Annotated in this window: 10 protein-coding genes; 6 read left to right on the forward strand and 4 right to left on the reverse strand. The window is 41.2% G+C overall.

Annotated elements, in window-relative coordinates; all coding sequences use genetic code 11:
- The first annotated feature begins 6 nt into the window (after positions 1–6).
- The 3 genes from ACQ5H4_RS07815 to ACQ5H4_RS07825 are packed head-to-tail and all read left to right on the forward strand — an operon-like array spanning position 7 to position 3975.
- Complete coding sequence (locus ACQ5H4_RS07815) at positions 7–1674, forward strand: GspE/PulE family protein (protein WP_430774400.1); 1668 nt, start codon at positions 7–9, stop codon at positions 1672–1674.
- A 15-nt stretch (positions 1675–1689) separates the two neighbouring features.
- Positions 1690–2727: a type IV pilus twitching motility protein PilT gene (locus ACQ5H4_RS07820; RefSeq protein ID WP_430774401.1), complete on the forward strand. Its 1038-nt coding sequence runs from the start codon at positions 1690–1692 to the stop codon at positions 2725–2727.
- Between the two features lie 33 nt (positions 2728–2760).
- Positions 2761–3975, forward strand: coding sequence for a type II secretion system F family protein (locus tag ACQ5H4_RS07825; RefSeq protein ID WP_430774402.1), 1215 nt, complete (start codon positions 2761–2763; stop codon positions 3973–3975).
- A gap of 49 nt (positions 3976–4024) precedes the next feature.
- Here the strand turns inward: ACQ5H4_RS07825 and ACQ5H4_RS07830 are convergent, their stop codons facing one another.
- The 4 genes from ACQ5H4_RS07830 to ACQ5H4_RS07845 all read right to left on the reverse strand — a co-directional run bounded on the left by ACQ5H4_RS07830 (position 4025) and on the right by ACQ5H4_RS07845 (position 9222).
- On the reverse strand, positions 4025–5479 hold the full coding sequence (locus ACQ5H4_RS07830) for a carbon starvation CstA family protein (protein ID WP_430774403.1): 1455 nt from the start codon (positions 5477–5479) through the stop codon (positions 4025–4027).
- A gap of 149 nt (positions 5480–5628) precedes the next feature.
- Positions 5629–6354, reverse strand: a complete 726-nt coding sequence (locus ACQ5H4_RS07835; RefSeq protein ID WP_430774404.1) for a LytR/AlgR family response regulator transcription factor — start codon at positions 6352–6354, stop codon at positions 5629–5631.
- Positions 6338–8092, reverse strand: a complete 1755-nt coding sequence (locus ACQ5H4_RS07840; RefSeq protein WP_430774405.1) for a LytS/YhcK type 5TM receptor domain-containing protein — start codon at positions 8090–8092, stop codon at positions 6338–6340. Before ACQ5H4_RS07840 ends, ACQ5H4_RS07835 begins: the two co-directional genes overlap by 17 nt.
- A gap of 593 nt (positions 8093–8685) precedes the next feature.
- Positions 8686–9222 (reverse strand): GbsR/MarR family transcriptional regulator, encoded by a 537-nt coding sequence (locus ACQ5H4_RS07845; RefSeq protein WP_430774651.1) that lies wholly within the window; start codon positions 9220–9222, stop codon positions 8686–8688.
- Between the two features lie 325 nt (positions 9223–9547).
- Between ACQ5H4_RS07845 and ACQ5H4_RS07850 the strand changes: the two genes are divergently transcribed.
- Genes ACQ5H4_RS07850 through ACQ5H4_RS07860 form a run of 3 tightly spaced genes read left to right on the forward strand, consistent with a single transcriptional unit; the run spans position 9548 to position 12479 of the window.
- A complete protein-coding gene (locus tag ACQ5H4_RS07850; RefSeq protein WP_430774406.1) occupies positions 9548–10750 on the forward strand; it encodes a quaternary amine ABC transporter ATP-binding protein in 1203 nt (400 codons plus the stop codon).
- Complete coding sequence (locus tag ACQ5H4_RS07855; RefSeq protein WP_430774407.1) at positions 10747–11583, forward strand: ABC transporter permease; 837 nt, start codon at positions 10747–10749, stop codon at positions 11581–11583. The genes ACQ5H4_RS07850 and ACQ5H4_RS07855 overlap by 4 nt, the downstream gene beginning before the upstream one ends.
- Before the next feature lie 17 nt (positions 11584–11600).
- Complete coding sequence (locus ACQ5H4_RS07860) at positions 11601–12479, forward strand: glycine betaine ABC transporter substrate-binding protein (RefSeq protein WP_430774408.1); 879 nt, start codon at positions 11601–11603, stop codon at positions 12477–12479.
- The last annotated feature ends 92 nt before the right edge of the window (positions 12480–12571 follow it).

Below are 12571 nucleotides of genomic sequence, written 5' to 3' on the forward strand. Positions count from 1 at the left end.
AACAGAATGGCACTTAAGCGAAAGCGTATAGGCGATCTGCTTATTGAAACAAATGTAATTACAGAAGAGCAATTAATGGATGCCCTGCTTCAGCAAAAAAGTTCTGGTTTGCGTCTCGGTGATCAATTAGTTGCGATGAATATTGTGGATGAAGACACGATTATTCAAGTGCTAGAGTTCCAGCTCGGCATTAAAAAGGTGAATTTGTATGAGCTTGAGATTGATCGAAAGCTTATTAATATTATAGATGAAGAATTAGCGAGAAAGTACCAGCTGCTTCCGCTTAAAAAGACGAATGATAAATTACTAGTCGCGATGGTGGACCCGCTCGATTATTTTGCGATTGATGACCTTCGTTTGAGTACTGGCTTCCGGATTGAGCCTGCGATAGCTAAAAGGCATGAAATTCAAGTAGCCTTAAATCGTTATTATGGCATGCAAAAATCGATTGATAAAATGCTCGAGGATATGCCGTTAAACGAGGATGATGAGGGCTTTTTAGAGGCACAGCAGTCCGATGATTCGCCAGTTGCGAAAATGGTGAATCAGCTCTTGAGTCAGGCGCTTCAAGTCGGAGCGAGTGATATTCATATTGACCCGCATGAACACGAAACGCTTATTCGTCTTCGTGTGGATGGGGTTCTGAGAACAGAGAGGACCCTTCCTAAAAACATGAACAATGTTCTTGTTTCAAGAATCAAGATTATGTCCAAGTTGAACATCGCAGAAAAGCGCCTTCCGCAAGATGGCCGTTTTAAAATGGACATTGATATGAGAAGTATTGACCTTCGTGTATCCATTCTTCCAACTGTTTTTGGAGAAAAGGTTGTTATGCGTTTGTTGGATACAGGAAACGTGGTGCTCGGAATTGAAAAGCTTGGTTTTTCAGAGAGAAACGAAACCAATTTCCGAAAAATGATTAGCAATGCGTACGGAATTATTCTCGTTACAGGTCCTACTGGGTCAGGAAAGTCGACGACCCTTTATACCGCGTTACAAAAGCTGAATACCGATGAAGTGAACATCATCACGGTTGAAGATCCTGTTGAATATCAAATTCGTGGAATTAATCAGGTTCAGGTGAAGGCGAATATTGGTATGACGTTTGCGGCTGGGCTTCGCTCCATCCTCAGACAGGATCCAGATATTATCATGCTTGGTGAGATTCGTGATACTGAAACAGCAGAAATTGCTTTACGATCAGCGCTCACCGGTCACCTTGTATTAAGTACGCTTCATACGAATGACTCGGTTTCTGCGGTGAGCCGTCTAATGGACATGGGTATTGAGCCTTTCCTTGTGTCATCAGCTGTTACGGGAGTAGTCGCACAACGTTTGGTTCGAAAAATATGCAAAAATTGCGCTAGTCCATATGAACCGACAATGGAAGAGACGGTGATGTTTCAATCAAGAGGAATTGATACAAGCCATTTGAAAAAGGGGAAAGGTTGCTCTGTATGTAATAACTCAGGCTATCGCGGACGTATGGCCATTCATGAGACTCTCCTCATTGATGATGAGCTACGAAATATGATTACACAAAAGATGCAGGACTCTGCTTATCGTAAGTACGTAAACACAAAAGGTTTTGTATCGATGTTTGAGGACGGACTGCAAAAAGCCGCACAGGGTTTAACCACATTGGAAGAGGTTTATCGCGTAACGGTAGAATAATGGGGGAAGAGCACGATGATTCAAAAACTATTATTATTCGCGTTTCAAAATGGGGCATCGGATTTACACATTACAACGGCGGTTACTCCCATTGTAAGAATCAATGGAAAGTTAAAAAAGGTAGGAAGCCAAGCACTCACTCCTAATGAAACTGAGGAAATGGCAAGGGAGCTCATGACTCCAGAGCTGCAGGAGCATTTTGATCAAAAAGGTGAGGTTGATTTTTCCTATGCTTTGCCAGGGATCTGCCGTTTTCGTGTGAATGTTTTTAGACAGAGAGGTTCTGTTGGGATTGTCTGTCGTGTGATCAATAGTAATGTACCAAACTTTCTTGATCTTCATCTCCCAGACATTATCAAGGTGTTTGCACAGAAGACACAAGGATTATTAATCGTTACAGGACCAACGGGAAGTGGGAAGTCCACGACGCTTGCGTCCATTGTTGACTTTATAAATGAGAATATGAGCAAGCATATTTTAACGCTAGAAGATCCAATCGAATACTTGCATAAGCATAAAAAAAGCATCGTGAATCAGCGAGAGATTGGATTGGACTCCAATTCCTTTGCGATTGGTTTACGAGCGGCACTAAGGCAGGACCCTGATGTGATTCTCGTGGGAGAGATGCGAGATCTTGATACGATTCGAACAGCGATTACGGCTGCTGAAACAGGACATCTGGTTCTTGCAACTCTTCATACATCTGGTGCAGCACAGACGGTTGATCGAATCATCGATGTGTTTCCAGCCGAGCAGCAACAGCAAATTCGTACCCAGCTCGCAGGGACGTTAGTGGGGGTTGTGTCTCAACGATTATTGCCTGTTGCCAAAGATGACGGAAGAAGAGCAGCTATGGAGATTTTAGTGAATAACCATGCAGTTGCCAATTTGATTCGCTCCAATAAAATTCACCAAATTCAATCCATTTTGGAAACAAATAAGGCTCTTGGTATGCAAACGATGAATATGTCAGTTAGAGAGCTGGTCCAAAGTGGGATTATTACGAAACAAACGGCTGATGAGTTTATCCCGAATTGGGATGCCCATCAGTAATCATGGACATTACGCGCTATAGGCGGTGAAATCATGCAATTTAAATACAAGGGAATTGACTCCCTTACCGGCAAAGAGCAAAAAGGAAAGCTCATGGCTGCCAATCAAGGAGCGGCAGCAGAGGAGCTTGAACGAAGAGGTTTATATATTGCCGAGCTAAAGGAAATAAAAGAGTCGATTTTAAATAAGGATCTTAATATTATTATTGGAGCACCTGTAAAGAATCAGGACTTCGTTATTTTTTGCCGTCAGTTAGCTACCTTGTTGAATGCAGGGACACCGATTGTCGATGCGATTAATCTTTTGTCCGAGCAAGTGTCATCAAAGCCCTTTCAACAAGCGTTAAAGACGATTTATCAAGATGTTCGTTCCGGGACGTCTTTGTCAAAATCATGTTCACAGTTTCCGAAAATCTTTGATCGTATTTTTGTCAATATGGTTCTTGCTGGGGAAACGAGTGGGGACTTAGAAAATGTGATGAACCGGTTGGCGATCTTTTATGAAAAAGATCGTAAGGTGAAGGAAAAGGTAAAGTCAGCGATGGTCTACCCGATTGCTGTTTCGATTGTTGCAGTTATCGTTGTCGTGATCCTTTTAACAAAGGTTCTTCCGAGTCTATTAAACAACTTACTATCAGTAGGTGGAGAAATTCCTGTTCCGACGAAAATCGTGATGGCAGCGTCTGATTTCTTGATTCATCAATGGTATATCGCCCTTTCCGTTGTCATCTTACTAGTAGTAGGATTTATCGCAACGAAGCGGAATCCAAAGGGAAGATATATGCTTGATTTAATCGCTTTACGAACGCCAATCTTTGGGACATTATTACAGAAAACGATCTTAGCTCGTGTATCAAGGACGATGGCTTCTCTGTTTGCTAGCTCGGTTCCGGTTCTGCAAACACTAACCATGAGTGCAGAGGTGGCAGGGAATTCAGTTGTCGCGAAGGTGCTAGAGGACTCAAAGAATTCATTAAGACGAGGGGAAAGCTTATCCACTCCGCTTGCAAACAGCTGGGTATTTCCTAAGATAACTACGCATATGGTGAGAATTGGGGAAGAAACCGGTCAGCTTGATACGATGTTTGAGAAAGTTGCCGAGTTTTATGAAGATGATGTGGAGGAAATGTCGACTCGTTTGAGTGCGATCTTAGAGCCGCTTATGATCGCTGTGTTGGGAAGCATCGTCGGGTTAATCGTAATGGCTGCGATGCTACCGATGTTCTCCATCTATGAAAATTTTAAATAACAGCAATAAACCACATAAAAGCTGACTCACAAAGAGTCAGCTTCAACTATTACGCCACTCGATTCCAATTCGAAATATCTTCTTCAAGCGGTAAATTGTTTGCCCGTGCTTTTTTCGCCGCTCGGAAGAACATGACCACTAAAACCACTGTTCCGATCAACCCACCAATCCATGAAGTATTCATAGAAAGTCCGAATCCAATTTGGGCATTTAATATATACGTGATAACCATCACGAGCATAAATGTTCCTGGTACGAGTGCAATATAGTAATTCTTTTTCGCGATGTAAAGGTACATGGCTGCAACGAATAACGCGATTACAGCCGTGGACTGGTTAGCCCAGCTGAAGTATCTCCATAATAAGTTAAAGTCCATTTGAGTTAGAACAGCAGATACTGCAAATAATGGAACAGCGATCCATAAACGGTTGCTCAGTTTCTTTTGTGCGACATTGATATATTCAGCGATAATCATACGTGCACTTCGGAAAGCTGTATCACCCGAAGTGATAGGAAGAACGACTACACCAAGGATTGCTAATGTACCACCGATCGCACCAAGTAGGGCAGTAGACGCTTGGCTAACAACGGCTCCAGGTCCTCCAGCAGCTAGAACCTCTTGTAATCCTGCATAACCACCATCAAATACGCTCATCGCAGCCGCCGCCCAAATCATAGCGATGACACCTTCTGTGATCATCATGCCATAGAAAATTTTACGGCCTTGTTTCTCGTTTTGAGTGGTACGAGAGATGATTGGCGTTTGTGTGGCATGGAAGCCAGAAAGAGCTCCACAAGAGATCGTAAAGAATAACAATGGTAAAACTGGTAGATTATCAGGGTGGAAGTTTGTTAATGATAGTTCAGGAATAGGTGCACCTGTGACCACCAACATGACTCCAACACCTAGTGCACTGATTAGTAAAAGCGCTCCGAAATATGGATACAAACGACCAATTAATTTGTCCACTGGAAGCAAAGTAGCTAAAACATAATAAGCAAAAATAGCAAAAATGATAAGAGACAAGGCAATTTTTCCATCCATCACAACATGTAATAAGCTAGCTGGAGTGGTGACAAACACGGTTCCAACTAGTAAAAGAAGAAGAACCGCAAAGCCATTTACAACGTGCTTCATCACTTTTCCTAGGAAGCGGCTCGCTAGCTCAGGGAGATGAGCTCCTTTGTTTCGGATAGAAATCATACCGGTTAAATAGTCATGAACAGCACCTGCAAAAATACAGCCAATGACAATCCAAATGAAGGCAACCGGTCCGTAAAGAGCTCCTAATATCGGTCCGAAAACAGGCCCTGTACCAGCAATATTTAAAAGCTGAATAAGGGAGTTCTTTGGTGTGCTCATTGGCACATAGTCAATTCCGTCGCTATTCACATACGCGGGTGTCGCACGATCCACTTTCACCCCAAAGATTTTTTCAACGAATTTTCCATAAGTAAAGTAACCAACGATGAGTAGGGCAATTCCTGCTAAAAAAGTATACAAATTAATTCCCCCTTATAAGATTAATGAATGCGTTTTCAAAAATAATTATAAAAGACAAGAAAGCTTGAAAGGGGGATTTTGGACTGAAAAGCAGTTTTCCAACGTTATCATGTCGTTAACCTGAATTAACCTGCATAATAAGTAGATCATTAGATTTCAAGTCTTGCTCGGAGTGCTTTCACATAGTTTCTACTCACAGAAAGAAGCTCCTTTTTTCCTTCAAGTTCTAACTGGTAAGCACCGTTAAACCATGGAGTTAGCCGTTTAACATAGGTTAAATTCACAAGAAAGCTTTTATGAATACGGAAAAAGCTAAAGGGAACAAGCCTTGATTCAAATTCTTTAAGAGGGAGCTTCGTAATGAGCTCATGATCCTCCGTAACCAGCTTCGTACTCTTCTCATCTCGTACAATATAGTAAACTTCCTTTGGGTCAATAAATAAAATTTCCCCGTCTGCTTCAATCGCAAGCTTTCCAGAGGTTTTGCTTTGTTCCTTTATTGGAGAAAGCTTTTTTTCTAATCTTCGGATGGTTTCGTGTAGCTGCTCTTCATCAAAAGGTTTCAACAAATAATCCAAGGCATCATACCGAAAGGCTTCCGCAGCAAACTCAGGATACGCGGTAGCAAACACAATATAAGGCGGTTTTTTAAATTCTTTAAGTGCCTTTGCTAACTCCATTCCGTTCATACGAGGCATTTCGACGTCTAAAAAGATAACGTCTGGCTGAAGCTGTAATACTTTCATAAGGGCCGCTTCACCAGACTCTGCTTCTCCAACCACTGATATGGTTGAAAAGGACTGCAGCAGATGCTTTAATTCTTCGCGACTGTACGGCTCGTCGTCCACCACCATCACTTTAATGAATGAATCCATCTTCGTCCACCTCCCCGATTGGTATCGAAAACTGAATGCTCGTACCTTGTTGTAATATGCTGTTGATTTGAAGGGTAGTTTTTTCACCAAATACAAACGATAGGCGACGGTTTACATTGTATAGTGCGACTCCACTTCCTGTTTCAGAAAGAATGGGCTGCGCTAATAATTGCTGAATTCTCTCAGTAGGAATTCCTTCGCCATTATCTTTAATGGTGATGAGTATATGTGTTGGTTCTTTTTTAATTGAAATATAGATGAAACAATTCTTCTCTTTATCTTTAAAACCATGCTTAATCGCATTTTCAACAATGGGTTGAAGCGTAAGCGGAGGAATATTTTGCAACAATGTATGTTCGTCTATATCGTAGGTGACCGATAATTTATTAGAAAATCGTGCCTCCTCAATGGCTAAGTAAGCTTTCACATGCTTTAGTTCCTGCTCGAGTGTAGTTAAGCTTTGAGTGGTAACGGACAAGTTTTGCCGTAAAAAATGCGACAGTGAAACAAGTAGCTTGCGTGCCTTCATAGGATCCAGACGAATGAGCGACAGAATCGTGTTCAGTGTATTAAATAAAAAATGTGGACTGATTTGTGCCTGCAAAGCTTTAATTTCTGCTTCCTTTGCCAGCTGATAAGCACGATCAACATCAGCGATCTCAAGCTGATTACTTAATAATGAGCTTAATCCTGACACAAGCTCCATAATTACAGGAGTGATTTCTTTTTCAGAACGAAAGTAAAATTTTAACGTTCCAATTGTTTCTCCTCTTTGTCGTAATGGAGCAACCACTACAGCACCAAGAGGACAACTCTTTTCGCGGCATTGAATGGCAGTTTTATCGGCAACGATTGTTTCTCCCTTTTGGATAGCAGACTGTGTAATTTGCGTTTGGATGGGGCTCCCAACTTGATGATGGTCATAACCAAGCCCTATATGCGCAAGAATTTCCTTCGTATTGGTCATAGAGACAGCACTTGTACGGATCTCGTTATGGAGAATATGACAGACAGCTTTTGCCGAATCATGTGACAGTCCATTGCGTAAATGGCTAAGCGTTTTTTCAGCAATACGAAGTGTTTTTTGTGCTTGAATGGCACCGGTTCGCTCTTCTTCGTTAATTACGCTTTTGATAATTAGTAAAAAGAGTGCGCTTCCAATTCCGTTTGCGAGAATCATAGGAATACCGATAATTTCTACAAGTGTCCAAGCCTTTTCAAACGGGCGAGAAATCAGTAAAATAATGAGCATTTGAACAGACTCTGCCAGGGCACCGATAAAAAATGCCGATTGCAATCGAACATGTTTATTTTTGCGGTGAAACAGACCCGCGAGAATTCCAGCGATGATGGCGGCAAGTCCACAAGAGATGCCGGTAAAGCCCCCAAGCGTGAACCGGTGCAGACCAGCGATAATTCCTGCCCCAATGCCAACCTTATATCCTCCAAGCAGTCCAGCAATCACCACGCCTACGACACGCGAGTTCGCAATCGCTTCATCTTGGTTCAAACCCGCTGTCCACGAGCTAAAGTGTAAACTTTCCGTGCTTAATGTTAATCCCGAATAAGTTCCAATAATGCCAAAGAAGCCAAAAAAGAGGATGGCCGTAAATTGCTGTTTTCGATCCAGCTGTTCTTGATAAATCATGTCCCGGAAAAAAGGAAAACGTGTTAACACGAACGCAATCGTAACAATAATCCCCAACCGTTCAACCATCGTGAGCAATAATTCAAACATGGCGCAAGACCCCTTATCGTGATTACTCTTCTATATATATTTTAGCAGTTTTGTAGGGAGGGGGGCATTTTAATTTTTAGAGGTTGGGGGGTTCAGTACCCGTTTGGGAGGAAAAAGCAGTTGAACGGTAAATGAAGAGGGGTCAGTGCCCGTAAGTTTAGAAAAAGCTGTTAATCGGTAAGATAGGGATATTCTAATTGCCCACTGCAACCCTATAGGTCACCGACCGGTCAAATAGCGCAACTCTAATTGCCCGCAGCAACCCAAAAAGTCACCAACCGGTCAAATAGCACCGCCTCTAATTGCCCGCAGCAACCCAAAAAGTCATCAACCGGTCAAATAGCACAACTCTAATTGCCCGCAGCAACCCAAAAAGTCACCAACCGGTCAAATAGCACAACTCTAATTGCCCGCATCGACCCAAAAGATCCCCAACCGGTCAAATAGCGCAACTCTAATTGCCCGCAGCAACCCAAAAAGTCACCAACCGGTCAATTAGACCAGCCCATAATATAAAAAAATCAGGTTTGCGCTTCCCCCAACCTGGGTATTTCATTAAAACAAAAAAGAAGCAGCAGATGATTATCCATCCACTACTCCTTTTTTGGAATATGATTAAATATTTCCTTGGATTCGAGGCTGTCAACAAAACGGTTAAGCCAGTCATAGTAATCTAGTGCATATTGATATTTTTCAATATCTAACTCTGCAGAAGTCTTTACTTCGTCACTTGTTTCTGGATTTTCAAGAAGAGCACGGAGCTCTTTCAGGGATCTATTAATAGTAGAGATATTAAGGGAGATGCCTGTTCGCCAGCTTGTGGTAAACAAAGCAGAGAAGGATTCGTACCAGTCGTCTGCGGCTTGGTATAAATCTTTTCTTTCACCTTTCTTCCACACTTTTTCTACCATATTTAGTTCTTGAAGCTGTCTGACAGCTGTGCTCATACTCGTTTTGCTCATTCCAAGCTCGTCTTTCATTTCATCAAGAGTCATTGGCTTTTCATTAAAGTATAACAATCCATACAGTCTTCCTACCGAATGGGTAATTCCGTAAAGACTCATATTTTTAGCCATAGAATCAATAAAACGATCTCTTGCCTTCAATAGTTTGTCTTGTTCATTCAAGATATTTTCACTTCCCTGAGCTTTCTATCTATAGATTATCACATTGAATTTAAAAGTAGAAACCTATTATTTTGGAGGATTCTGGAGCATTCGGGAGGAATTTTAACCATTATGTTGTTTAATTTGTACAGTTAAAACTTTACGAACTATATATACGGAATATACAGAAATTTCGGCTTTGTTAAACACATGACAATCAAGCTACAATAAAAGGGCAGGAAAACTTTAAAACTATTTACTCTCTTCGTTTTTCCTCTTATATACAATACACATCTTTTCAATCTATCAATCTATCAAATAAATAGAGATACAAAAAAGGGGTTATAAAATGAATAAAATTCATGTGAAAAATCTCACGAAGGTGTTTGGCTCAAATCCAAAAGAAGGAGTTAAGCGCTTACAGCAAGGGCAAAGCAAGGAACAAATATTAAAAGAAACAGGAATGACCGTCGGTGTCAACAATGCTTCTTTTGAAGTGAAGCCCGGAGAATTCTTTGTTCTTATGGGACTATCAGGGAGTGGGAAGTCGACACTGATTCGCTTAATCAACCGTTTGATTGAACCGACCGATGGTGAAGTTCTGATCGATGGTCAAGATATTACGAAAATGAATAAAAACGACCTGATGCAAACTAGAAGAAAAAAATTATCAATGGTGTTTCAAAAGTTTGCTTTGTTTCCACATCGGAATGTACTAGAAAATGTGGCTTATGGCCTTGAAGTACAAGGAGTAGAAAAAAGCGTAAGAGAGGAAAAAGCTCGTAAATCTATTATGGATGTTGGGTTAGAAGGATACGAAAATAGTTTTCCTGATCAACTGAGTGGTGGGATGCAGCAACGAGTGGGGCTTGCGAGAGCTCTTGCAAATGATTCCGATATCCTTCTCATGGACGAAGCGTTCAGTGCACTAGATCCCATTATTCGTAAAGAGATGCAGGATGAGCTTCTTCAGCTTCAGAGCAAGCTTGGAAAAACGATTCTCTTTATTACACATGATCTTGATGAAGCACTGAAACTTGGTGACAGAATTGCGATTATGAAAAATGGAGAAATCGTTCAAATTGGAACCGCTGAAGAAATCCTTGAGAATCCAGCCAATGAATATGTATACAACTTTGTAGAGGACGTGGACCGTTCGAAGGTACTCATGGCTTCTAATATTATGAAAAAGCCTGACGTTATCACAACGTGGAAGGATGGCCCAAGGGTCGCGATGAAAAAGATGGAGGATGCAGGCCTCTCAAGTATTTTCGTCGTGGATAAGGATAAAAACTTAAAAGGGATTTTAACGATCGATGCGGCCATCAAGGCCTATAAGGAAAACAAATGGGTGGAAGACGTACTAGAGTCAGATTTCCATACGACTGATCCTTCCACTCCACTAAGTGAACTGATTGGTATAGCAGCAGAATCAAGATATCCTATCGCTGTTGTGGAGGAAAAAAACAAGCTAGTAGGAATTATTGTTAGAGTTTCGATCCTTTCGGGACTTGTGTTAGGGAAAGAGCAAAGCGAGGGGATGAAAGAATGAACTACTTTACATTACCGTTAGAGGATTGGACGAATAATTTTGTATACGACTGGTTAATTCCAGTCATGGGTGGCTTTTTTGATTCGGTCAGCTCCATTATCTCTTTTTTCATCAATGGCGTGGCTGACTTGTTTCTTATGATTCCAGCTGAAGTCATTGCTATATTATTAATTTTATTAGCTTGGAAAATTGCTGGAAAAGGGATTGCTATTTTTACTTTAATCGGTACTTTATATCTTGGTTCCGTTAACCTGTGGGAAGATGCGATGTTAACATTGGCCGTTGTTATCGTAGCAACCGTCTTTTCCATCCTCATTGGATTACCATTAGGAATTTTAACGGCAAAGTATGCAGTTTTAGATAAAATTGTTCGTCCAATATTGGACTTTATGCAAACTTTGCCGAGTTTTGTGTATTTGATACCGGCCATTCTGTTATTTGGATTAGGTGAAGTTCCAGCCGTTATTTCAACGTTTGTGTTTGCGACTCCGCCAGCGGTGCGTATGACAACCCTGGCCATTAAACAAGTTCCTGAAGATATGGTTGAAGCAGCAAGGGCTTTCGGATCCACTTCATGGCAAATGCTCGTGAAGGTACAGCTACCCGTTGCGATTCCAACGATTATGGCAGGGGTAAACCAAACGATTATGTTAGCACTATCGATGGCAGTTATAGCATCTATGATCGGTGCACCGGGCCTTGGTTCAACCGTATTAGCCGGAATATCTAGCGTTAACGTTGGATTAGGACTGGTTGGTGGATTAGGAATTGTTGTATTAGCTATTATCCTAGACCGTATTACACAAGGTTTAGGTAATAAAAATAAAAAATAGTCAAGGAGTGGGGAAGATTGAAAAAACTAAAGGTAAGCTTATTATTACTACTGGCGTTCATTTTACTTGTTGGTTGTAGCAGTGGAGCAAGTACTTCTGGAGAAACTGAAGAAGACAGCAAAGATGTCACCATTAACTTTGGAGTAACACCGTGGACGAGTACAATCCCACCTACAAAGGTTGCCAAGCTTCTTCTTGAAGACTTGGGTTACACAGTAAAAGAAACAAGTGCTGATGCTGGTGGAGTGTATACTGGTCTTTCAAAAGGAGATCTAGATGTATTTATGGATGCATGGCTTCCAGTCATGCATGCGAACTATATGGAGCAATTTGGAGATAAACTTGAAGATACAGCAGTAAGTTATACAGATGGAGAGCTTGGTTGGGTTATTCCAACGTATGTAGAAGGCATCGAGTCTGTTGAAGATCTAAAGGGCAAAGAAGATTTATTTGGTGGAAAGGTTTATGGAATTGAAGAGGGAGCAGGAATGAGTGTAACCTCTCAAAAAATGATTGAAGAGTTAGGATTGGATCTTGAATATGTGGCATCCAGTGAAGGTGGGATGCTTGCACAAGCACAGCGTCTAATGGCGAAAGAAGAGCCCGTTCTTTTCCTTGGTTGGAGACCACATCCAATGTTTGCTAACTATGATTTAAAGGTACTTCCAAGTCCAGAAGGATACTTTGATACATCTGAAGTTCATGTTATTACAAACAATGAGTTAAAAGAGAAAGCACCAGAAGCATTTGAACTATTAACCAACTGGAGTATGAACGTATCAGATATTGAAAAAATGATTGTTGAGATTGAAGATAATAACCGTGATGCAGAAGAAGTGGCACAAGAATGGATTGACAATCATCCTGATGAAGTAAAAGCTATTAAGGGTGAGTAATAGCAAGTAGAAAGGCTGACGATTAAATGTCAGCCTTTTTTTATGAAAAAAGTGTAGATTTACACTGTGTTTACTTGGTATAATATACCTGA

The organism is Bacillus coreaensis (assembly GCF_050586445.1).
In the GTDB taxonomy this organism is placed as follows: domain Bacteria; phylum Bacillota; class Bacilli; order Bacillales; family Cytobacillaceae; genus Robertmurraya_A; species Robertmurraya_A coreaensis.

What these genes read in the sequence shown, in the direction of transcription:
- ACQ5H4_RS07815 (WP_430774400.1), top strand. Translation starts at nt 7, where the DNA reads ATGGCACTTAAGCGAAAGCGTATAGGCGATCTGCTTATTGAAACAAAT.
- ACQ5H4_RS07820 (WP_430774401.1), top strand. Translation starts at nt 1,690, where the DNA reads ATGATTCAAAAACTATTATTATTCGCGTTTCAAAATGGGGCATCGGAT.
- ACQ5H4_RS07825 (WP_430774402.1), top strand. Translation starts at nt 2,761, where the DNA reads ATGCAATTTAAATACAAGGGAATTGACTCCCTTACCGGCAAAGAGCAA.
- ACQ5H4_RS07835 (WP_430774404.1), bottom strand. Translation starts at nt 6,354, where the DNA reads ATGGATTCATTCATTAAAGTGATGGTGGTGGACGACGAGCCGTACAGT.
- ACQ5H4_RS07840 (WP_430774405.1), bottom strand. Translation starts at nt 8,092, where the DNA reads ATGTTTGAATTATTGCTCACGATGGTTGAACGGTTGGGGATTATTGTT.
- ACQ5H4_RS07850 (WP_430774406.1), top strand. Translation starts at nt 9,548, where the DNA reads ATGAATAAAATTCATGTGAAAAATCTCACGAAGGTGTTTGGCTCAAAT.
- ACQ5H4_RS07855 (WP_430774407.1), top strand. Translation starts at nt 10,747, where the DNA reads ATGAACTACTTTACATTACCGTTAGAGGATTGGACGAATAATTTTGTA.